This window comes from Streptomyces sp. 840.1, from assembly GCF_003751445.1.
In the GTDB taxonomy this organism is placed as follows: Bacteria; Actinomycetota; Actinomycetes; order Streptomycetales; family Streptomycetaceae; genus Streptomyces.
In genome coordinates, this window is record NZ_RJUU01000001.1 from 4,678,660 (window position 1) to 4,698,753 (window position 20,094).

The following is a 20,094-nucleotide window of genomic DNA, read 5'->3' on the forward strand; positions in this document are numbered from 1 at the left end:
CGAGCGGTCCGGGGGCGGCCGCGGACCGCGGCCGGTCCGGATTGTCAGTGGTACGTGGCAGGATCGGGGGCGTGGCTGAGACGGCATCGAAGAAGACGGCAGACAACCGACCGCGCCTGCTCCTGATGGACGGGCACTCCCTGGCGTACCGGGCGTTCTTTGCGCTGCCTGCGGAGAATTTCACGACCGGGGCGGGGCAGCCGACGAACGCGGTGTACGGCTTCGCGTCGATGCTGGCGAACACGCTGCGTGACGAGGCGCCGACGCATTTCGCCGTGGCGTTCGACGTGTCCCGCAAGACCTGGCGCTCGGAGGAGTTCCCCGAGTACAAGGCGAACCGGTCGAAGACCCCGGACGAGTTCAAAGGCCAGGTCGAGCTGATCGGGGAGCTGCTCGACGCGATGCACGCCGACCGTTTCGCGATCGACGGTTTCGAGGCGGACGACGTGATCGCCACGCTGGCCACCCAGGCCGAGGCGGCCGGGTTCGAGGTGCTGATCGTCACCGGTGACCGGGATTCCTTCCAGCTGATCACGGACAACGTGACGGTGCTGTACCCGACCAAGGGTGTCTCCGAGCTGACCCGCTTCACCCCGGCGAAGGTCGAGGAGAAGTACGGGCTCACCCCGCAGCAGTACCCGGATTTCGCGGCGCTGCGCGGTGACCCGTCGGACAACCTTCCGGGCATCCCCGGGGTCGGCGAGAAGACGGCCGCGAAGTGGATCAACCAGTTCGGTTCGTTCGACGAGCTGGTGGAGCGGGCCGAGGAGGTCAAGGGCAAGGCCGGGCAGAATTTCCGCGACCACCTGGACGCGGTGCGGCTGAACCGGCGGCTGACCGAGATGGTCCGCGACGTCGCGCTGCCGAAGACCCCCGTCGACCTCGAGCGCGCCCCGTACGACCGCACCGCGGTCACCGGAGTGCTCGACGTGCTGGAGATCCGCAACCCGAGCCTGCGCGAGCGGCTGCTGGCCGTGGACCCGGGCAAGGCGGAGGACGAGGCCCCGGCGCCGGCCGCGGGCATCGAGCTGGACGGCGCGGTGCTGGGCGCGGGCGAGGTCGCCCCCTGGCTGGCCGAGCACGGCGGGCAGCCGCTCGGCGTCTCCACGGCCGACACCTGGGCGCTCGGCAGCGGCACGGTCACCGAGATCGCGCTCGCCGCGGCCGGCGGGGCCGCCGCCTGGTTCGACCCCGCACAGCTCGACGAGGCCGACGAGCAGGCGTTCGCGGCCTGGGTCTCGGACGCCACCCGGCCGAAGGTCATGCACAACGCGAAGAGCGCCATGCGGGTCTTCCCGGAGCACGGCTGGCGGATCGAGGGCGTCTCGATGGACACCGCGCTCGCCGCGTACCTGGTCAAGCCCGGCCGGCGCTCCTTCGCGCTGGACGCCCTGGCGGTGGAGTACCTCGGGCGGGAGCTGGCCCCGGCGGCCGCCTCGGACGGGCAGCTCGCCTTCGGCGCGGACGACCGCGCGGAGGCCGACGCGCTGATGGCGCAGGCCCGTGCGGTCCTGGACCTCGGGGACGCGTTCACCACCCGGCTCAAGGAGGTCGGCGCCGCCGAGCTGCTCCACGACATGGAGCTGCCGACGTCCATCCTGCTGGCCCGCCTGGAGCGGCACGGCATCGCGGCGGACCGCTCCCATCTGGAGGGCATGGAGCAGCAGTTCGCGGGCGCCGTGCAGCAGGCGGTGAAGGAGGCGCACGCGGCGGTCGGCCGGGAGTTCAACCTCGGCTCGCCCAAGCAGCTCCAGGAAGTGCTGTTCGGCGAGCTGGGTCTGCCGAAGACGAAGAAGACGAAGACCGGTTTCACCACGGATGCCGACGCGCTGGCGTGGCTGGCCGCGCAGACGGAGCACGAGCTGCCCGTCATCATGCTGCGCCACCGCGAGCAGGCGAAGCTCCGGGTGACGGTCGAGGGCCTGGTCAAGACGATCGCGGCGGACGGCCGCATCCACACCACGTTCAACCAGACGGTGGCGGCGACCGGCCGGCTCTCCTCGACCGACCCCAACCTGCAGAACATCCCCGTCCGTACGGACGAGGGCCGGGCGATCCGCCGGGGCTTCGTCGTCGGCGAGGGCTTCGAGACGCTCATGACGGCGGACTACAGCCAGATCGAACTGCGGGTGATGGCCCACCTCTCCGAGGACGCTGGCCTGATCGAGGCGTTCACCTCCGGTGAGGACCTGCACACCACGGTCGCCTCACAGGTCTTCGGCGTCGAGAAGACCGCCGTCGACCCGGAGATGCGGCGCAAGATCAAGGCCATGAGCTACGGGCTGGCCTACGGTCTCTCCGCGTTCGGCCTCTCCCAGCAGCTGAACATCGAGGCGGGCGAGGCCCGCGGCCTGATGGACACCTACTTCGAGCGCTTCGGCGGGGTCCGTGACTATCTGCACCGGGTGGTCGAGGAGGCCCGAGCCACCGGTTACACGGAGACGGTCTTCGGCCGCCGCCGCTACCTGCCCGACCTGAACAGCGACAACCGCCAGCGCAGGGAGACGGCCGAGCGGATGGCGCTCAACGCCCCGATCCAGGGCACGGCGGCGGACATCGTGAAGGTCGCGATGCTCCAGGTCGACCGGGCGCTCACCGAGGCGGAGCTGACGTCCCGGATGCTCCTCCAGGTGCATGACGAAATCGTGCTGGAGATCGCCGCGGGCGAGCGGGAGCAGGTGGAGAGCATCCTGCGCCACGAGATGTCGACCGCGGTGCAGCTGCGCGCCCCGCTCGATGTGTCGGTCGGCGTCGGCACGGACTGGGAGTCCGCGGCGCACTGAAAGCCGGGGCCGTCGGGGCCCCCGGGCCGCGCGGGTCCTGCGCGTCCCCGGGCCCCGGCGGGCGCCGCCCTCAGCTGTCGGACGGGTTCGTGCTGCGGGCCCGTTCCGCAGCGGGCAGTGGCGGTGCGCCGGGTCCGCCGCGTCCCGGGAGCCGCATCCACACCCCGTAGAGCACCAGCCCCACCGCGAGTCCGGCGCCCGCGCCGAAGCACGCGGTCGGGATGATGTCGAGCGGGGTGTTGATGTGCCCGAAGTACGCGTACCAGCGCGCGCACCGGTGAGCGGTGCCCAGCAGCACGCACAGCCCGATGGCTCCGCCCGCGTACCACCGCGCCCGCCGCTCCAGCACCGGAACGGAGGCGGGCGCCGGCTGCGCGCCGGTGCGCCGCAGCGCGGAGAGCGTGAACCAGGCGAGCACGGTCAGCGCCAGGGCCGAAGTGCCGTACTGCACCAGCTGGAACACCGGGTATCCGCCCACGTCACGGCTGAGCACCGGCACCAGCCGCACCCCCCACCGGTCGTGGTGGGTGAACGCGTCCCAGACGACGTGCGTACCGGCCCCGATGACCGCCGACGCCACGAACCACGCACCGTCCCGGGCCCCCCGACGCCCCGGGGCGCGACGGGCTCCCCGTACCAGCGCGTACACCCGCCCCTGACGCTTCCGAGGCAGCAGCGCCACCAGTGGTTCGCGCAGCAGCAGCCACAGCCCGACGGCCGCCGCCGTGATCAGGACGTCCACCGTGAACACGCCCCACACCGCGTGCGTTACCTCCCCGAACTCCATGGCGCCGGGAACGGCGGTGTCCGCGTAGTACGTGAGGTCGGGGGCGAACGAACCGGCGACGAGAGCCGAGGCGACGAGCGGCCCGCGCCCTGTTCCGTCGCGGTGGAGCCCCGGCAGGACGGCCGCGGCATGGCTGAGAGTGAACGGCATGGTCGAAGTATGGGTGAGCCACCGTCACCGGGCCGCCGCCCCCTGTACACGTTGTGGCCCGGAACGTGAGAAACCGGTGAGAAGCGGTAAGGCCGCTGTGTTCGGGCGCCACAAGTTGCCGTAGGGTCGCCTGAGTCCAGGCGCAGGGGAGCGCGGACAGCCGACGACGGGGAGGGCCCACACGTTATGGCAGTGCAATTCGGTCGCCGACTGCGCAGAGGAGCGACCACCACTGCTGTGGCCGCCGCCGCCGTCGCGGCACTCTCCGCGTCGCAGGGCCCCGGTTCGCCCCTGATCGCGTCCGAGGACGACCAGCCCGCCGCCGGTGCGACGCCGTCGGACGACAACGCGGCCTCCGGCAACTCGCCCTACTTCACGGACCTCCCGCCGCTGAACACGCCGGACAAGCCCGGTACTTCCGTCGATCTGCCGGTGACCGGCAGCGCGGAATCGGGCATACCGGCCTCGATCCTGGCGGCGTACAAGAAGACCCAGCAGACCGTCGCGGGCACGGACGCCGCCTGCCGGCTGCCGTGGCAGCTCCTCGCCGCGATCGGGAAGGTCGAGTCCGGCCAGGCCCGCGGCGGCCGCGTCGACGCGCAGGGCACCACGCTCTCCCCGATCCTCGGCCCGGCCCTCAACGGCCAGGGCTTCGCCCTGATCAAGGACACCGACAACGGTGCCTACGACGGGGACTCGACGCACGACCGCGCGGTCGGCCCGATGCAGTTCATCCCGTCCACCTGGGAGACCTGGGGCCAGGACGGCAACGGCGACGGACGCAAGGACCCCAACAACATCTACGACGCGGCCCTGGCCGCCGGACGCTACCTCTGCGCCGGCTCCCGCGACCTGTCGCTCGCCGCGGACCTGGACCGGGCGGTCCTGAGCTACAACCACTCGGACGAGTACCTGCGTACCGTCCGCTCCTGGTTCGAGTACTACAAGCGCGGCACCCACGAGGTCCCGGACGGCAGCGGCGTCCTGCCCGCCGTCCTCGGCAGCGGCAACGACACCGTCCGGGACCCGGCCCCCGGCCGCGCCGGCACCACGCCCTCACCCGGCCCGTCGCCCACGCCGCACGGTTCGACGACTCCGAAGCCCCCTTCGAAGCCGAGCCCCGGCCCGTCGGACCCCGGCGGTCCGGCCGAGAAGCCGTCCTACCCGCCGCTGACGCCCGACCCCACGCCGTCCCAGGTCCTCGCCGGTGTGCGGAACGCGGGCACCGGCGAGCTGACCGCCACGGCGGGCGACGCGTTCGCCGAGCGGATCAAGGTGCGGGCGCGGAACGGCCTCGGCGGCCCGCTCGCCAAGGTGTCCGTGACCTTCGCCGTCACCGGTGACACCGACGCCGCCTTCACCGGCGGGAAGCGCACCGTCATCCTCACCACGGGCGCCGACGGCACGGTCACCGCACCCGTACTGAAGGCGGGCGAGAAGACGGGCGGGTTCACCGTGCGGGCGACGGCCACCGGCACCTCGCTGCCCGCCGTGAGCTACCCCGCGACGGTCACCGCCAGGCAGGCCGACACGATCGCCAGGACCGGCACCGAGAAGCTGACGGCCGAGACCGGCGCCACCTTCGACGACATCGCGTTCAAGGCGCTGTACAAGAAGGCGGCCGCCGACGGTGTCGCCGTCACCGCCACCATGATCACCGACGACGAGAAGCCGGTCGAGAACGACAAGGGCCCCTACTTCGAGGAGAAGGACGGCAAGCAGGTCCGCACTCTGACGGAGCTGAGCACCGACGCCGACGGGAAGCTCGTCCTCGCCAAGATCCACGCCGGTGACACCGCGGGCACGTACAAGCTGCGCCTCACCGCCGAGGGCGGCGCCACCGTCGTCATCGAGCTGACGGTCGAAGCGGCGACCGATGCCGGAACCGGCACCGGCGCCGGAACGGGCACCGAGACCGGCACCGGGACAGGCCCCGAGGCCGGCGCCTGACCTGACGTCCGTAACCGCAACAGCCCCCGCGCCGGGACCCGGCGCGGGGGCTGTTCGCCGTCGTGACGGGTGCCGGGCGTGAGGTGTCAGGGGCTCAGCAGTTCGGCCGAGACCGCCCAGAGGCGCCTGGCGTCGTCGGGGTCGAGTGCCCATTCCTTGACGCCGTGCGGGTGCTGCGCGAGTTCGGCGTCGTCCGGCACGGTGCGGGCCTCCTGCGCATCGTCGAGGTAGTGGCCTCCGGAGTGGGCGAACTCCGGGGCGACGGCCGCGACGACGGTGGTGGCGGCGCCCTGCCCGACCGACTTGTACGAGAACACACCGGCCGCCTCCGCCGCGTCGAGGGAGGCCTTCTGCCGCGCGGTGAAGTTGCGCTGCAGCCCCGTCGCGACACCGCCGGGGTTCACCGCGTTCGTGACGATGCCGTCCGATGCCCAGAGACGGGTCGCCTCGACGGCGAACAGGGAGTTCGCCGTCTTCGACTGGGCGTAGGCGATCTGCGGGTCATAGGCGCGACGCTCGAAGTGGAGGTCGTCGAAGTCGATGCCGGCACGCATGTGGGCCGTCGAACTGACCGAGACGATCCGTGCCCCGTCGCGGTCGGCGGCGCCCAGAACAAGGGCCTCGTGGAGGCCGGTGGCGAGGGCGAAATGGCCGAGGTGGTTGGTCGCGAACTGCAACTCCCAGCCCTCGCGGGTGCGTTCCAGGCCGCCGGTGACCACGCCCGCGTTGTTGACCAGCAGGTGAAGCGGGCCGCTCCACGTGTCGGTGAACCGCGTGACGGTACTCCGGTCGGCGAGGTCGAGGCGGACGACCCGGGGCCGGACGCCCCCGGCCGACTCGTGGATCGCCCCGGCGGCGGCGTCACCCGCGGCGGTGTTCCGGACGGCGAGCGTCACCTCCGCCCCGGCCGCCGTCAGCGCGCGGGCCGTCTCCTTCCCGAGCCCGGCGGAGCCTCCCGTCACGATCGCGCGGAGGCCGGTGAGGTCGACGCCCTCCAGTACCTCGTCCGCGGTGCTGGAAGCGGTGAAGCGGGTGGAGACCGGGGCGGGGCCGGGGCCGGGAGTGCTGGGGGAGCTGTGGGGGTGATGAGTCATGGCGCCGACTGTATGCCGCGGTCCTGCGGGCTCCGGAGGGCGATATCGCGGGGCCGGCCGTCTCCCCTTCCGGTCGCGGGGTACGCCGGGTGTTCTCATCTCGCGCCCCGGTTGCTACGGTGCCCCAGCCCTGACGCCCCATCAGTTCCGCGCCCCGGGAGGCCGAGTTTGCGTGCCCTAGTCGCCGCCGCCATCGGACTGGCCGCCGCCCTCGCCCTCGTGCTCACCATCAGCGCGGTGGGCGCACCACCCGGCGAGACCTCGCCCAAACCCCTGCTGACCACCGTCCCGGGCCCCAAGAACTAGCCGCCCGCACCCGCCGCACGAAGCCATCACCGCACCACGCCGTCCGCACCACGCAATGCAGAGGGAGGACACCCCATGCGCCGCCGAGCCAGCCTCGTACTCCTGGCCTTCGCCGTCTTCTTCGCCGCGCTGTCGCCGCTGCTGCGCTGGTACGCCTTCCCCCGGCTGGCGAAGATCCCGCCGAACCAGTACCAGGAGACGGTGCTGGAGGCGAAGCCCGCGACCCTGCTCGACTACAGCACCCTCACGGCCAAGAAGGTCGACAAGATCACCATCGTGCAGACGCTCAAGGGTGACGTGGAGGCGTCCGAGAAGATCGAGCGCAGCGCCGGCCGTGACGTGGTCGTCTGGAACGCGCTCTCCTACGTTCAGGGTCCGGACGGCAAGATGGTGTCCAAGATCCCCGAGCGCTACATCTTCGACGCGCACAGCCAGGCCCCGGTGCACGCCACCGGCGAGATGGTCGACGGCGACCGGGTCAGCCGCGAGGGCATCGAGTACAAGTGGCCCTTCCTTACGGAGAAGCGCGACTACGAGTACTTCGACGCCCAGACCCGCACCAGCTCGCCCATTCACTACAAGGGCACCCAGAACTTCCGGGGCATGGAGGTCTACTACTTCGAGCAGACCATCCCGTGGACGAAGGTCCCGATGCCGAAGACGATGCCCATCAAGGGCATCACCCCCGAGCAGATCGCCAAGACCGGGATGACCCGCTGGTACACCACCAAGCGGATGTTCTGGGTCGACCCCGTCACCGGGGCGCCGGTCAACGGCGAGGAGATCCACAAGGAGGAGATGCGGAACGCGAAGGCGATGGGCATGCCCGAGGACACCGTCACCGTGTTCGCCGGGCACGTGAAGATGCGCGAGGACTACATCGCCTCGATCGTCGACCAGGTCAAGTCCCAGCGGGTGCTGGTCCTGCTGCTGACCTCGTACCTGCCCTGGGGCTTCCTCCTCCTCGGCGCGGCGCTCCTGGCCCTCTCGCTCTGGCTGGAGGCCCGCTCCCGGCGGCCGGGCGCACCGAGGCCGCACGCCGCACCGGAACCCGTCCCCGACCCGGAACCTACTCCCGCTTGAGCCGGGCCTTCGTGAACCGGGTCGCCTCCACCGTCGCCGGGTCCTCGGGCCACGGATGCTTCGGGTACCGGCCACGCAGCTCCGCGCGCACCGCCCGGTAGCCCTCCCGCCAGAACGAGGCCAGGTCGGCCGTCACCGCGGCCGGGCGCCCGGCCGGGGAGAGCAGGTGCACCAGGACCGGCACCCCGGCCACCCGAGGGGTCTCCTGGAGCCCGAACAGCTCCTGGAGCTTCACCGCCAGCACCGGCTGCGCCCCGCCGTACTCCACCCTGATCCGCGAACCGCTCGGCACCTCGATCCGCTCCGGCGCCAGCTCGTCCAGCCGGGCCGCCTCGCCGGTCGCCCACGGCAACAGCCTGCGCAGCGCCTGCCCGGCGTCGATCCCGGCCAGCGCCGAGCGGCGCCGGGCCCGCGACAGCTCGGGCTCCAGCCACTCCTGGGTACGGTCCAGCAGCGCCTCGTCCGACACGTCCGGCCAGGGCTCGCCCAGCTCCCGGTGCAGGAAGGCCAGCCGCTCCCGCAGCGCTCCGGTGTCCCGGGTCCAGCGCAGCAGGCCGAGCCCCTCCCGCCGCAGCCCCTCCACCAGGGCCTCGCGGACCAGGGCGGGATCGGGCTGCTTCAGCGGGCGCGCCGACAGCTCGACGGCGCCGAGGCGTTCCACCCGGCGGGCCACCACGTCGTGGCCGTCCCAGCGGACCTCCTCGCCCGCGAACCGCAGGTGCCCGGCGGCCAGGCGTGCCGTGTCCTCGTCGATGACGGCGGCGAGCCGGACCCGCGCCGACGCGGCGTGCGCCGGACGGTCGGCGACCGCGACGGCCAGCCAGGCGGCGCTGCGCAGCCGTGAGCCGTCCCGCAGCTCCGCGCCCGTGCCGGACACCATCAGGAACGCCCCCTCGCCGCGGGCCCGCGCCACCCGCTCCGGGAACGCGAGGGCCGCCACCAGGCCGACGGCGGCATCGTCCGGCCCCGGCCCGCCGCCGGCACCGTCCTCCCCGCCCTTCGCGTCCTTCGCGTCCTTCAGCGAGGACGACAGCCGCCGTACCTCCTGGCGCCAGCGGGCCGCGTAGGCGTCCTTGCCCTGGCGCGCGGTGCGCAACGCGGCCGCCAGGTCGTCCCCGTACTCCCGGGGAGGCTCCTCGCTCAGCAGCGCCACCACCTCGGCGGCCCGGCGCCCGCCGACCTCGGCCGCCCCGTCCAGCAGCGCCCTGGCCAGCCGTGGATGCAGCCCCAGCCGGGACATCCGGACGCCGCGCGCGGTCACCCGGCCGTCGGCGGCGACCGCGCCGATCGCCGTCAGCACTTCGTGGGCCGCGCCCATCGCACCGGCCGGCGGTGCGTCGAGCAGGGCGAGTCCCGTCGCGTCCGGATCGCCCCAGCAGGCCGCCTGGAGTGCGAACGCGGCGAGGTCGGCCACCTTGATCTCGGGGGAGGGGAAGCGGGCGAGCCGCCCGTCCTCCGCCTGTTCCCAGCAGCGGTACACCGCCCCGGGGGCCTCGCGGCCGGCCCGGCCCGCCCGCTGCCGGCCCGCCGCCTGCGAGGCCCGCACCGTCGTCAGGGCGCTCAGGCCCCGGGCGTGATCGGTGCGCGGCTCCCTGGCCAGCCCCGAGTCGACGACGGTCCGCACCCCGGGCACGGTCAGCGACGACTCCGCCACCGAGGTCGCGAGCACCACCCGGCGCCCCTCGGACGAACCGGCCAGCACCGCGTCCTGCACCGCCGCCGGCGCCCGCCCGTGCACCTGGAGCACCTCGGCCGCGACGCCGGACAGCTGCCCCGCCACCCGGCCGATCTCGCCCACCCCGGGCAGGAAACACAGCACATCGCCGTCCCGCTCGGCCAGCGCCCGCCGCACCACCGAGGCGACATGGCTCAGCAGCGCCGGGTCCACGCGCATCCCGTGCGGCGGCCGCACCGGCCTCGCCGGCGGCGCCCACACCACCTCCACCGGATGGGACACCCCCTGTGCCTCGACCACCGGGGCGTCCCCGAGCAGCCGGGCCCAGCCCTGCGCGTCCGTCGTCGCGGACGCGGCGACCAGCCGCAGATCGGGCCGGATCGCCTCCCGTACGTCCAGGAGGAACGCGGCCACGGTGTCGGCGTCCAGATGGCGTTCGTGGCACTCGTCGATGATCACCACGTCGATGCCGGACAGCTCCTGGTCGCGCTGGAGCCGCTGGAGCAGCACCCCGGTGGTGACCACCTCCACCACGGTGCGCGGGCCCGTCACCCGCTCCCCGCGCACGGTGAACCCGACCTGCTCGCCGGGCCGCTCACCGAGCAGCCAGGCCATCCGCCGTGCCGCCGCACGGGCCGCGATCCGCCGGGGTTCGGCCACCACGACCCGGCGCACCGGCCCGTCGCCGGTCAGCCCGGCCAGGACCAGCGGGACGAGAGTGGTCTTGCCGGTGCCGGGGGGTGCGCACAGCACGGCCGTGCCCCGGTCGTCGAGGGCCCGCCGCAGCGCGGGCACGGCGGTGCGGACGGGCAGCTGGTCCAGGGCGTCGGTGCGGATCACGTGCCCAGTCTCGTACGGCGTGGCGCCGCGCCCCGCACCGGCCGGTGGCTCAGTCGCGCTCGCAGACGAAGATCGCGGTCCCGGGGATCAGGCTGCCGCGCAGCGGCGACCAGCCGCCCCACTCCTGGCTGTTCCAGGCCGGCCACTCCGGTTCGACCAGGTCGACCAGGCGGAAGCCGCCCGCCACCACGTCCCGCACCCGGTCACCGACGGTCCGGTGGTGCTCGACGTAGACGGCTTCGCCGCGCTCGTCCTGCTCGACATAGGGGGTGCGGTCGAAGTAGGAGGCGGCCACCGACAGGCCCTCGGGCCCCGGCTCGTCCGGGAACGCCCAGCGGACCGGATGCGTGACCGAGAAGACCCAGCGGCCGCCGGGCCGCAGCACTCGGTGAACCTCGCGGAACACCTGGACCGGGTCGGCGACGAACGGCACCGCCCCGTAGGCGGAGCAGGCCAGGTCGAAGCTGCCGTCGCGGAAGGGCAGCACCCCGGCGTCCGCCTCGACCAGGGGGACGCCGCCGCCGATCCGCAGCGCGTGCTGGAGCTGGCGGTGCGAGAGGTCCAGGGCGACCGGGCGGGCGCCCTGGGCGGCCAGCCAGCGGGAGCACTGGGCCGCGCCCGCCCCGATCTCCAGGATGTCCAGACCCGCCAGGTCGTCCAGGGGGCCGAGGAGCCCGGCCTCCATCTCGTCGAGACCCTCCGGGCCCCAGACGAACCTGTCGTCGCCGAGGAAGGTCCCGTGCTCTATCTGGTACTCGTCGGCGTTGCTGTTCCACCAGCCGCGGCTGGCCCTGCTGCTCTCGGCCTCGCCGGCGCTGCGGCGCGTCACCTCGGGTTCGGTCCGGTCGGTCTCTTGGCTCATCGTGCCCGTCGCTGTAGTTTGCCTTCACCCCGTCGTACGCGGTACGTACCAAGGGGAGATCTGGGTGGCGCCAACCCGTGTGTCCCGGCCACCATCGGGGCCGATGTGGCCTCGGTGAACACGAGTTGTGCCGGGTATGGGGCCTTCCGCCCCTGGTGTGCGCCTTCGCGCATTGACCCTGCCCTGCTGCCCCCGTATGCTACAAGTTGCGCTGCGAGCCTGCGCGCCTCAGACCTAGCAGGCCGCGCTCGCATCTGTTGTATGTCCCCTCGGTTCACGAGGCGCCTCCCGCTCGCGGGATTCGGCGCTTCCCAGGCTGTCCGGCTTCTGCAGAGGCGATACGGGCTCACGGCGTAGCAGTAACTTCGACTCACTGTCCGTACCGGAGCCCTTTCCCACATGACGAGCAGCACCGAGACCACCGCCACCACTCCGCAGGTTGCGGTCAACGACATCGGCGACGCGGACGCGTTCCTCGCGGCCATCGACGAGACGATCAAGTACTTCAACGACGGCGACATCGTTGATGGTGTCATCGTCAAGGTTGACCGCGACGAGGTCCTCCTCGACATCGGTTACAAGACCGAAGGTGTCATCCCGAGCCGCGAGCTCTCGATCAAGCACGACGTCGACCCCAACGAGGTCGTCAAGGTCGGCGACGAGATCGAGGCCCTGGTTCTCCAGAAGGAGGACAAGGAAGGCCGCCTGATCCTCTCGAAGAAGCGCGCTCAGTACGAGCGTGCCTGGGGCACCATCGAGAAGATCAAGGAAGAAGACGGCATCGTCACCGGTACCGTCATCGAGGTCGTCAAGGGTGGTCTCATCCTCGACATCGGCCTCCGGGGCTTCCTGCCGGCGTCGCTCGTCGAGATGCGCCGCGTCCGCGACCTCCAGCCGTACGTGGGCAAGGAGCTCGAGGCCAAGATCATCGAGCTGGACAAGAACCGCAACAACGTGGTCCTGTCCCGCCGTGCCTGGCTCGAGCAGACCCAGTCCGAGGTTCGCCAGACGTTCCTCACGACCCTCCAGAAGGGTCAGGTCCGCTCCGGCGTCGTCTCCTCGATCGTCAACTTCGGTGCCTTCGTGGACCTGGGTGGCGTCGACGGTCTCGTGCACGTCTCCGAGCTGTCCTGGAAGCACATCGACCACCCCTCCGAGGTTGTCGAGGTCGGCCAGGAAGTCACCGTCGAGGTTCTCGACGTGGACATGGACCGCGAGCGCGTCTCCCTGTCGCTCAAGGCGACGCAGGAAGACCCGTGGCAGCAGTTCGCCCGGACGCACCAGATCGGGCAGGTTGTTCCCGGTAAGGTCACCAAGCTCGTTCCGTTCGGTGCGTTCGTGCGCGTCGACGAGGGCATCGAGGGCCTGGTCCACATCTCCGAGCTGGCCGAGCGCCACGTGGAGATCCCGGAGCAGGTCGTCCAGGTCAACGACGAGATCTTCGTCAAGGTCATCGACATCGACCTCGAGCGTCGTCGCATCAGCCTCTCGCTGAAGCAGGCCAACGAGTCCTTCGGTGGCGACCCGGCCTCGGTCGAGTTCGACCCGACGCTGTACGGCATGGCCGCGTCGTACGACGACCAGGGCAACTACATCTACCCCGAGGGCTTCGACCCCGAGACCAACGACTGGCTCGAGGGCTTCGAGTCTCAGCGCGAGGTCTGGGAGACCCAGTACGCCGAGGCGCAGACGCGCTTCGAGCAGCACCAGGCCCAGGTCATCAAGTCCCGCGAGGCCGACGAGGCCGCTGCTGCCGAGGGCGCTGCCGCCCCGGCCGGCGCGGCTCCGGCTGCCTCCGGCGGCAGCGGTGGCGGCGGCGGCGGTTCGTACTCCTCGGAGTCCGCGGACAACTCCGGCGCCCTGGCGTCGGACGAGGCCCTGGCTGCCCTGCGCGAGAAGCTGGCGGGCGGCCAGAGCTGACGCTCTGACCCTCCGGCCGGTCATCGGCTGCAGTAGATGAAAGTGAGGCCCGCTCCCCTCGGGGGGCGGGCCTCACTCATGTCCGCGACGGGTTCGCGGAGAGCCGGTCTACGGGGTGACGGGAATGTTGGTGAGGCCCTTGCCGCCGGTCACGGTGTTGCTGCCGTAGACAGTGGTGGTACAACTCCCGCTGTTGTTGGTGACGTTGATTGCGAGCTGCTTGTCGCCCGTCGAGCCGGACAGGTCCGAGGTGTTGTTCCGGAAGACGGTCCCGCAGCCCCAGCCGCTCTGCTGGGTGTGCGTCTCGTAGCCGTTGTTGGTCGTACGGGAGCCGTGGTTGCCCTCGATCAGCACGTCATTGCCCTTCACGTCGACCCAGGAGTCGTCGTAGTTGGCGCCGGTCAGCCCGCTGCCGTCGAAGGTGTTGCCGGTGATCCGCGCACCCGTGGTGCCCTCCTTGATGTCGACGTTCTCGCCGCCGACGTCCGGACCGATCGTGTTGTCCAGGATCTGGACCCGGTCGCTCCGGTCGGAGAGGTCGCCCGCCGTGCCCACGTAGACGCCCTCGCCCATGCCCCGGCCGTCGTGCCCGGTGTCGTAGATCCGTGAGTTCCTGATGACGCCGTCGCTGGAGGACTTGCGGAAGTGGACGCCCTCCATGTCCAGGTCGTGCACGGTCACCGAGTCGATGACGACGCCCTTGGCGCCGTCGGTCACGATGCCCTTCTGACCGCCGGAGACCGTCACGCCCTTCACGGTCCAGTACGAGGCGCCGTTGAGGTGCAGCCCGTAGCCGCCGCCGGCCGTGAGGACCGCGCCGGCGGAGCCGGTCAGGGTGATCCGTGCGGAGGCGGTGCCGGGGACGGTCGCCTTGAAGTTTCCGGTGTACGTGCCGTCCGCGAGCCGGATCGTGTCGCCGGGGCCCGCCGCGGTGAGGGCCGACTTGAGCTGGGCCGCGGTGCCCACCTCGATGACCGTCGCGGCTCCGGCGGTGGCGGCCGAGGCGAGGATCAGGCCACCGGTGGCGAGAGCGGTGCAGAGCAGGGCGGGGAGCAGCGTGCGGGTGCGCATGGGGGTGCCTTCCCGTCAGGAGTTCAGGGTTCTCGTACATGAATGTGGGGCGAGTTTCTGAACGTGCTGCCCAGTGACGGTAGGGACAGCGGGATGCCGTGTCAAGGTCTGGACCATTGCCGGACCGGTGGTGGGCGTGGTGAACAGAGAGAAACGTGCGGGATACACGAGTAACTGACGGCGCGTAACACGGCCTTGCCAGGATCCCGGCAACCCCAGGATCCGGACAGGAGCCGCTCCATGACCCAGACTTCGCACCACTCCTCGGTGACACCCGGCGACAGTCGCCGCACCTTTCTGCGCAACGTGGGGATCACCGGCGGTGCGGGCGCCATGTTCGCCACCATGGGGGCGCTCGGCCTCGCCCCCACGGCCCAGGCCGCGGGCCGTGAGCCCGCCTTCCGGGCCCCCAGCGAGGGGGACTTCTCGCTGACCGGCAGGGCCGCGGCCAAGGTGGTCGTCGTGGGCGGCGGCATCGCCGGCCTCGCCACCGCCTACGAGCTGGGCAAGGCGGGCTACGACGTGACGGTCCTGGAGGCCCGCGGCCGCACGGGCGGCCGGAACTTCACCGTGCGCGGCGGGGATTCCACCACCGACATCCACGGCAGCCGGCAGACGGCCCGGTTCAGCGACGGCCAGTACATGAACTGCGGGCCCGGCCGGATCCCGCAGTGGATGGTCACCCTCGACTACTGCCGCGAACTCGGTGTACCCATCGAGATGTTCACCAACGTGAACGCCAACGCCTATATCTACAACGAGAAAGCGGGCATGAAGGCCCCGGTGCGCTACCGCACCGCCAAGGCCGACGTGTACGGCTATGTCGCCGAACTCCTCTCCAAGGCCACCGACAAGGGGGCGCTCGACCGGCAGATCACCGCCGACGACCAGGAGCGGCTCATGGAGTTCCTGAAGGACTTCGGCGATATCGGCGACACACTCGACTACACCGGAAGCCCCCGGCGCGGCTACCGGGTCGACCCCGCCGCCGCCGGGACCCCGGGCGAGCAGCTGGGGTCCGTGCCCTCCGCGTCGGAGGTCTTCGCCAGCGGTGTCGGGCGCTACTTCGCCTTCGAGTTCGAGTACGACCAGGCGATGCTGATGTTCCAGCCGGTCGGCGGCATGGACCGGATACCCACCGCGCTCACCCGGGCGATAGGGGAGCGCAGGATACGTACCGGCGCGGCCGTCACGAAGATCACCGACACCGCGCACGGCGTCACCGTCGCCTACACCCGGTCCGGGCGAACCCGCAGCATTCAGGCTGACTACTGCGTGGCCGCGCTGCCGCCCAACATCCTTGCCAAGACCGCCCACAACCTGGGCCCGGCCGTGCAGAGCGCCCTGGAGGCCTGCAAGCCGTCATCGGCCGGAAAGATCGGCCTGGAGTACCGCAGCCGCTGGTGGGAGAGCGATCACCGGATCTACGGCGGCATCACCGAGACCGACATGGACCTGGCCCACATCTGGTACCCGTCCTACGGCCACCAGGGCAGGCGGGGCACCATCATCGGGTACTACAACACCGGCGCCAACGCCGACGCGTACGCCGCCCTCACCCCGGCGGAGAGGGAGGCGCGGGCCGTCGCCCAGGGCGTGAAGATCCACGGCGACAAGTACCGGAGCGAACTCGCCACGTCCTTCTCCCACCACTGGCGGCAGACCCCGTACCTGGAGGCCTCCTGGCACTCGCTGTCCGGGGGCCCCGACGCCCCGGTCTTCGCACCGCTCAACCGGGCCGCCGGACGGGTCTACTTCGCGGGCGACTACCTGAGCTACGCGGACGCCTGGCAGCACGGCGCGTTCACCTCGGCACGGAAGGCGGTCACCGCACTGCACGCGCGCGTACTTGGGTAAACACCATGTGAAGGGGCACGGGAGGGAATGACCGTGCCCCTCGGGGCGTTCTTCTTCAGGAACACAAGGAGGAGCGGTAACCGTGGCTGATCCGCAGAGTTTGTACGAGTGGGACCCGAAGGGCCTGGCCGTCGTCGACATGGCACTGGCCCAGGAGTCGGCCGGCCTGGTCATGCTCTACCACCTCGAGGGGTACATCGACGCGGGTGAGACCGGTGAGCAGATCGTCGACGGCCTGCTCGAATCGCTGCCGCACCAGGTGGTGGCCCGCTTCGACCACGACCGCCTCGTCGACTACCGCGCACGGCGTCCCCTGCTGACCTTCCGGCGCGACCGCTGGACGTCGTACGAGACCCCGACGCTGGACGTCCGGGTGGTCCAGGACGCGACCGGCGCACCGTTCCTGCTGCTGTCCGGGCCGGAGCCCGACGTGGAGTGGGAGAGGTTCGCCGCCGCCGTCGAGCAGATCGTCGAACGGCTCGGCGTGCGCCTCGCGGTCAACTTCCACGGCATCCCGATGGGCGTCCCGCACACCCGCCCGGTCGGCATCACCCCGCACGGCAACCGCACCGACCTCATGCCCGGCCACCGCAGCCCGTTCGACGAGGCGCAGGTGCCCGGTTCCGCCGAGGCGCTCGTCGAGTACCGGCTGATGGAGGCCGGACACGACGTGCTCGGCGTCGCCACCCACGTGCCGCACTACGTCGCCCGCTCCGCCTACCCCGATGCCGCGCTCACCGCGCTGGAGTCGATCACGGCCGCGACCGGACTCGTCCTGCCGGCCATCGCGCACGCCCTGCGCACCGAGGCGCACCGCACCCAGACGGAGATCGACCGGCAGATCGGGCAGGGCGACGAGGAGCTCGTCTCGCTGGTCGAGGGCCTTGAGCACCAGTACGACGCGGTGGCGGGCTCCGAGACCCGGGGCAATCTGGTCGCCGAGCCGGTGGACCTGCCGTCCGCCGACGAGATCGGCCTCGAATTCGAACGGTTCCTGGCCGAACGGGAAGGCGACAGCTGACCCCGGCCGGAGCGGCTGCCCCGCGTCCGCCCGCCGCTCCACCGAGGCGACGCGGGGCGCCCGCTCCCGTCAAGGGGCGTTGCCGGACAGGCACTAGGCTGCCGGCATGCTGAAAGTGGGCCTGACCGGTGGAATCGGCGCCGGCAAGAGCGAAGTGTCCGGGCTGCTCGTCGGCCTCGGAGCCGTCCTCGTCGACGCCGACCGGATCGCGCGCGAGGTCGTCGAACCCGGCACCCCCGGGCTCGCCGCCGTCGTCGAGGCGTTCGGCACCGGGATCCTGGCCCCGGACGGCACGCTCGACCGGCCCAAGCTCGGCGCGCTCGTCTTCTCCGACGCCGAACGGCTGGCCGCCCTCAACGCGATCGTCCACCCGCTGGTCGGCGCCCGCTCGGCCGAGCTGGAACGGGCCGCGCGCCCCGGTTCCGTGGTCGTCCACGACGTACCCCTCCTCACCGAGAACGGCCTCGCCCCCCTCTACGACCTGGTCGTCGTCGTCGACGCCGGTCCCGGGACCCAGCTCGACCGGCTCGTGCGGCTGCGCGGGATGACGGAGGCGGACGCCCGCGCCCGGATGGCTGCGCAGGCCACCCGGGAGGAGCGGCTGGCCGTCGCCGACCTGGTCATCGACAACGACGGACCGGTCGAGGCCCTGGCCCCGCAGGTGCGTGAGGTCTGGTCGGAGCTGGTGCGCAGGGCCGAGGCGGTCTGAGACCGCAGCCGCCGTGCTCCGACCCGGACCGCACCGGAATACCGGACCCCGGGGCGACGTTCACACCGAGGTGGCCGAGGGAAGGATGCGACTGTGCCCGAGAGGAACCCGGAAACCCACGTCATAGACTTCCGCGCGGCCGAGCAGCTGCTGGCGGCGCGCGATCCCCGGGGTGCCGTGAAGCTGCTCGACTCGGTCATCGCCTCGCACCCGGAGAACACCGCCGCCCGGCTGCTGCGCGCCCGTGCCTTCTTCGCGGCCGCCCAACTGCGTCCCGCCGAGCTCGAATTCGAACTCGTACTGGAACGTGAACCGGACAACGCCTTCGCGCACTTCGCACTGGCCCGCACCTTCGAGCGCGCCGGCCATCCGGAGCGGGCGACGCGCCACTTCAGGCTCGCGGCGGCTCTCGACCCCAACCCGGAGTACCTGAGGGCCGCTCGCTTCGACGGTTGATGCGGTGGACGATCACCACCAGATCCACCAGGACCAGGACGAGGAGCACGCCGCAGGCGGCGGCCCACCCCGGGCGGCCCGTCAGCGTGAACGCCGTCAGGCCGAAGACGGCCCAGGCCAGGCCCCATAGACTCAGCCAGAGCCGCAGACGCAGAGAACTGCGCGCAGTCGTCGGTTCACTACCGGTACGCATGGCCATCGCCTCTCCTACCAGCATGGACCCGCGACGGCGCAATGCGGCGGATCCGAGCCACGAGAGTGGACCGACGAGAGATGGCGGGGGTGCCGGCGATGAGCGGTGCGGCATGGGGAAACGGGTACGTTCGCAGGGCCCGGGTCAGGGGCTGCCTGCTAGGCGGCGCGATAGGGGACGCCCTGGGCAATCCGGTGGAGTTCCTGTCGCTCGCGGGTATCCGGCGGGCACACGGTGAGCAGGGCGTACGCGGTCTGACGGCCGACGAGGACGGGGTGACCGGGCGCGTCACGGACGACACCCAGATGACGCTCTTCACCGCGGAAGGGCTGATCAGGTCCCACTCCCGGGCCACGTCCAAGGGCATCGGCGGCGCCGAGACCGCCGTCATCAGGCACGCCTACCTGCGCTGGCTCGACACCCAGAACCACCCCGCGCCCCCCGCCCGGGGCGGGGACGACCTGATCCGCACCGGCTGGCTCAGGGAGCAGCCCTGGCTCTACGCGCGACGGGCCCCCGGCAACGCCTGCCTGACCGGGCTCGCGGCCGGGCACACCCCCGACCCGAGGGCCCCGCTCGGCGGGCCCGGCCCGGTCAACACCGGCTCCAAGGGCTGCGGCACGGTGATGCGCTCCGCCCCCTTCGGGCTGACCGGCGGACCTGCGGACGAGGCCTTCACACTGGCCGCCCGCTGCGCTCGGATCACCCACGGCCACCCCACCGGCGGCTACGCGGCCGGCGCGCTCGCGGCGATCGTCGCCCACCTGCTGGAGGGCGACTCCCTGCCCGGAGCCGTACTGCGGGCCATGGAGCTGCTGGCCCGCCACCCCGGCCACGAGGAGACGGCCGCCGCGCTCCGGTCGGCCTTCGAACTGGCCGGCCGGGGCGCACCGAACGCGGAGAAGGTGGAGTCGCTCGGCGCGGGCTGGGTGGCCGAGGAGGCCCTCGCCATCGCCGTGTACTGCGCGCTGGTGCTGCCGCGCGCGGACCAGGTGGGCGAGGCCCTGCTGCTCTCGGTCAACCACTCGGGCGACAGCGACTCCACCGGCGCCGTCTGCGGCAACCTGCTCGGCGCCTACCACGGCGACGTACACCTCCCGCCGTCCTGGCTGGTGCGCACCGAGGGGCGGGCGGTGATCGCCGAGGTGGCCGACGACCTGTCCCTGGAGTTCGAGCACGCGGTGGACTGGCCGTCCGGCCGCTATCCGGGGTGCTGAGGTGAGCCGGGCCGTGCGTCAGCCGGTCAGGAGCCTGGTGCGCAGGGCTTCCACGGTCGCCGCGTTCGCGACCTGGTGGTCGCCGTAGGTCCTTGGCGTTGCCCGCGACCTCCAGCACGT

Annotated in this window: 16 protein-coding genes; 10 read left to right on the top strand and 6 right to left on the bottom strand. The window is 71.9% G+C overall.

Annotated features, from left to right (window positions below):
• Nucleotides 1–71: 71 nt before the first annotated feature.
• A complete protein-coding gene (gene polA, locus EDD93_RS21370) occupies nucleotides 72–2,783 on the top strand; it encodes a DNA polymerase I (protein ID WP_123526677.1) in 2,712 nt (903 codons plus the stop codon).
• A gap of 70 nt (nucleotides 2,784–2,853) precedes the next feature.
• Here polA and EDD93_RS21375 read toward each other — a convergent pair whose 3' ends face one another.
• The gene (locus EDD93_RS21375; RefSeq protein ID WP_123526678.1) at nucleotides 2,854–3,720 is read right to left on the bottom strand and encodes a DUF4184 family protein; all 867 of its coding nucleotides are present in this window, start codon (nucleotides 3,718–3,720) and stop codon (nucleotides 2,854–2,856) included.
• A gap of 186 nt (nucleotides 3,721–3,906) precedes the next feature.
• Here EDD93_RS21375 and EDD93_RS21380 point away from each other — a divergent pair, with 186 nt between their 5' ends.
• On the top strand, nucleotides 3,907–5,670 hold the full coding sequence (locus EDD93_RS21380; protein WP_123526679.1) for a lytic transglycosylase domain-containing protein: 1,764 nt from the start codon (nucleotides 3,907–3,909) through the stop codon (nucleotides 5,668–5,670).
• 86 nt (nucleotides 5,671–5,756) lie between these two features.
• On the opposite strand, the gene EDD93_RS21385 is transcribed toward EDD93_RS21380, so the two are convergent.
• A complete protein-coding gene (locus EDD93_RS21385; RefSeq protein WP_123526680.1) occupies nucleotides 5,757–6,764 on the bottom strand; it encodes an SDR family NAD(P)-dependent oxidoreductase in 1,008 nt (335 codons plus the stop codon).
• A gap of 168 nt (nucleotides 6,765–6,932) precedes the next feature.
• On the opposite strand from EDD93_RS21385, the gene EDD93_RS21390 reads away from it, so the two are divergent.
• The gene (locus EDD93_RS21390) at nucleotides 6,933–7,070 is read left to right on the top strand and encodes an SPW_0924 family protein (protein WP_123469382.1); all 138 of its coding nucleotides are present in this window, start codon (nucleotides 6,933–6,935) and stop codon (nucleotides 7,068–7,070) included.
• Nucleotides 7,071–7,145: 75 nt separating this feature from the next.
• On the top strand, nucleotides 7,146–8,153 hold the full coding sequence (locus tag EDD93_RS21395) for a DUF3068 domain-containing protein (RefSeq protein ID WP_123526681.1): 1,008 nt from the start codon (nucleotides 7,146–7,148) through the stop codon (nucleotides 8,151–8,153).
• Here the strand turns inward: EDD93_RS21395 and hrpB are convergent.
• Complete coding sequence (gene hrpB, locus EDD93_RS21400; RefSeq protein ID WP_123526682.1) at nucleotides 8,140–10,668, bottom strand: ATP-dependent helicase HrpB; 2,529 nt, start codon at nucleotides 10,666–10,668, stop codon at nucleotides 8,140–8,142. The genes EDD93_RS21395 and hrpB overlap by 14 nt on opposite strands.
• Nucleotides 10,669–10,717: 49 nt before the next feature.
• Nucleotides 10,718–11,530 (bottom strand): class I SAM-dependent methyltransferase, encoded by an 813-nt coding sequence (locus EDD93_RS21405; protein WP_123526683.1) that lies wholly within the window; start codon nucleotides 11,528–11,530, stop codon nucleotides 10,718–10,720.
• A 399-nt stretch (nucleotides 11,531–11,929) separates the two neighbouring features.
• Here EDD93_RS21405 and rpsA point away from each other — a divergent pair, with 399 nt between their 5' ends.
• A complete protein-coding gene (gene rpsA / locus EDD93_RS21410; RefSeq protein WP_123526684.1) occupies nucleotides 11,930–13,450 on the top strand; it encodes a 30S ribosomal protein S1 in 1,521 nt (506 codons plus the stop codon).
• A 108-nt stretch (nucleotides 13,451–13,558) separates the two neighbouring features.
• Here rpsA and EDD93_RS21415 read toward each other — a convergent pair whose 3' ends face one another.
• Nucleotides 13,559–14,521, bottom strand: a complete 963-nt coding sequence (locus EDD93_RS21415) for a right-handed parallel beta-helix repeat-containing protein (RefSeq protein WP_123526685.1) — start codon at nucleotides 14,519–14,521, stop codon at nucleotides 13,559–13,561.
• Nucleotides 14,522–14,854: 333 nt separating this feature from the next.
• Between EDD93_RS21415 and EDD93_RS21420 the strand changes: the two genes are divergently transcribed.
• From EDD93_RS21420 to EDD93_RS21435, 4 genes are all read left to right on the top strand, one after another.
• Nucleotides 14,855–16,378 carry an FAD-dependent oxidoreductase gene (locus tag EDD93_RS21420; RefSeq protein WP_123527904.1) on the top strand — a complete coding sequence of 508 codons (1,524 nt, stop codon included), beginning with the start codon at nucleotides 14,855–14,857 and terminating at the stop codon, nucleotides 16,376–16,378.
• Nucleotides 16,379–16,460: 82 nt separating this feature from the next.
• A complete protein-coding gene (locus EDD93_RS21425) occupies nucleotides 16,461–17,399 on the top strand; it encodes a PAC2 family protein (protein ID WP_185092399.1) in 939 nt (312 codons plus the stop codon).
• A 106-nt stretch (nucleotides 17,400–17,505) separates the two neighbouring features.
• A complete protein-coding gene (gene coaE / locus EDD93_RS21430; protein ID WP_123526687.1) occupies nucleotides 17,506–18,108 on the top strand; it encodes a dephospho-CoA kinase in 603 nt (200 codons plus the stop codon).
• Between the two features lie 93 nt (nucleotides 18,109–18,201).
• A complete protein-coding gene (locus EDD93_RS21435; protein WP_024492382.1) occupies nucleotides 18,202–18,564 on the top strand; it encodes a tetratricopeptide repeat protein in 363 nt (120 codons plus the stop codon).
• Here EDD93_RS21435 and EDD93_RS39930 read toward each other — a convergent pair.
• Nucleotides 18,500–18,871: a DUF6343 family protein gene (locus EDD93_RS39930; RefSeq protein ID WP_398904409.1), complete on the bottom strand. Its 372-nt coding sequence runs from the start codon at nucleotides 18,869–18,871 to the stop codon at nucleotides 18,500–18,502. The two genes, EDD93_RS21435 and EDD93_RS39930, sit on opposite strands and share 65 nt — an antisense overlap.
• Between EDD93_RS39930 and EDD93_RS21445 the strand changes: the two genes are divergently transcribed.
• The gene (locus EDD93_RS21445) at nucleotides 18,856–19,974 is read left to right on the top strand and encodes an ADP-ribosylglycohydrolase family protein (protein ID WP_185092400.1); all 1,119 of its coding nucleotides are present in this window, start codon (nucleotides 18,856–18,858) and stop codon (nucleotides 19,972–19,974) included. The two genes, EDD93_RS39930 and EDD93_RS21445, sit on opposite strands and share 16 nt — an antisense overlap.
• Nucleotides 19,975–20,094 lie beyond the last annotated feature (120 nt).

Bases quoted from the DNA above. Each gene is read 5' to 3' on its own strand.
- EDD93_RS21375 (WP_123526678.1), bottom strand. From the start codon at position 3,720: ATGCCGTTCACTCTCAGCCATGCCGCGGCCGTCCTGCCGGGGCTCCAC.
- EDD93_RS21380 (WP_123526679.1), top strand. From the start codon at position 3,907: ATGGCAGTGCAATTCGGTCGCCGACTGCGCAGAGGAGCGACCACCACT.
- EDD93_RS21385 (WP_123526680.1), bottom strand. From the start codon at position 6,764: ATGACTCATCACCCCCACAGCTCCCCCAGCACTCCCGGCCCCGGCCCC.
- EDD93_RS21395 (WP_123526681.1), top strand. From the start codon at position 7,146: ATGCGCCGCCGAGCCAGCCTCGTACTCCTGGCCTTCGCCGTCTTCTTC.
- EDD93_RS21405 (WP_123526683.1), bottom strand. From the start codon at position 11,530: ATGAGCCAAGAGACCGACCGGACCGAACCCGAGGTGACGCGCCGCAGC.
- rpsA (WP_123526684.1), top strand. From the start codon at position 11,930: ATGACGAGCAGCACCGAGACCACCGCCACCACTCCGCAGGTTGCGGTC.
- EDD93_RS21415 (WP_123526685.1), bottom strand. From the start codon at position 14,521: ATGCGCACCCGCACGCTGCTCCCCGCCCTGCTCTGCACCGCTCTCGCC.
- EDD93_RS21420 (WP_123527904.1), top strand. From the start codon at position 14,855: ATGTTCGCCACCATGGGGGCGCTCGGCCTCGCCCCCACGGCCCAGGCC.
- coaE (WP_123526687.1), top strand. From the start codon at position 17,506: ATGCTGAAAGTGGGCCTGACCGGTGGAATCGGCGCCGGCAAGAGCGAA.
- EDD93_RS21445 (WP_185092400.1), top strand. From the start codon at position 18,856: ATGAGCGGTGCGGCATGGGGAAACGGGTACGTTCGCAGGGCCCGGGTC.
- EDD93_RS39930 (WP_398904409.1), bottom strand. From the start codon at position 18,871: ATGCCGCACCGCTCATCGCCGGCACCCCCGCCATCTCTCGTCGGTCCA.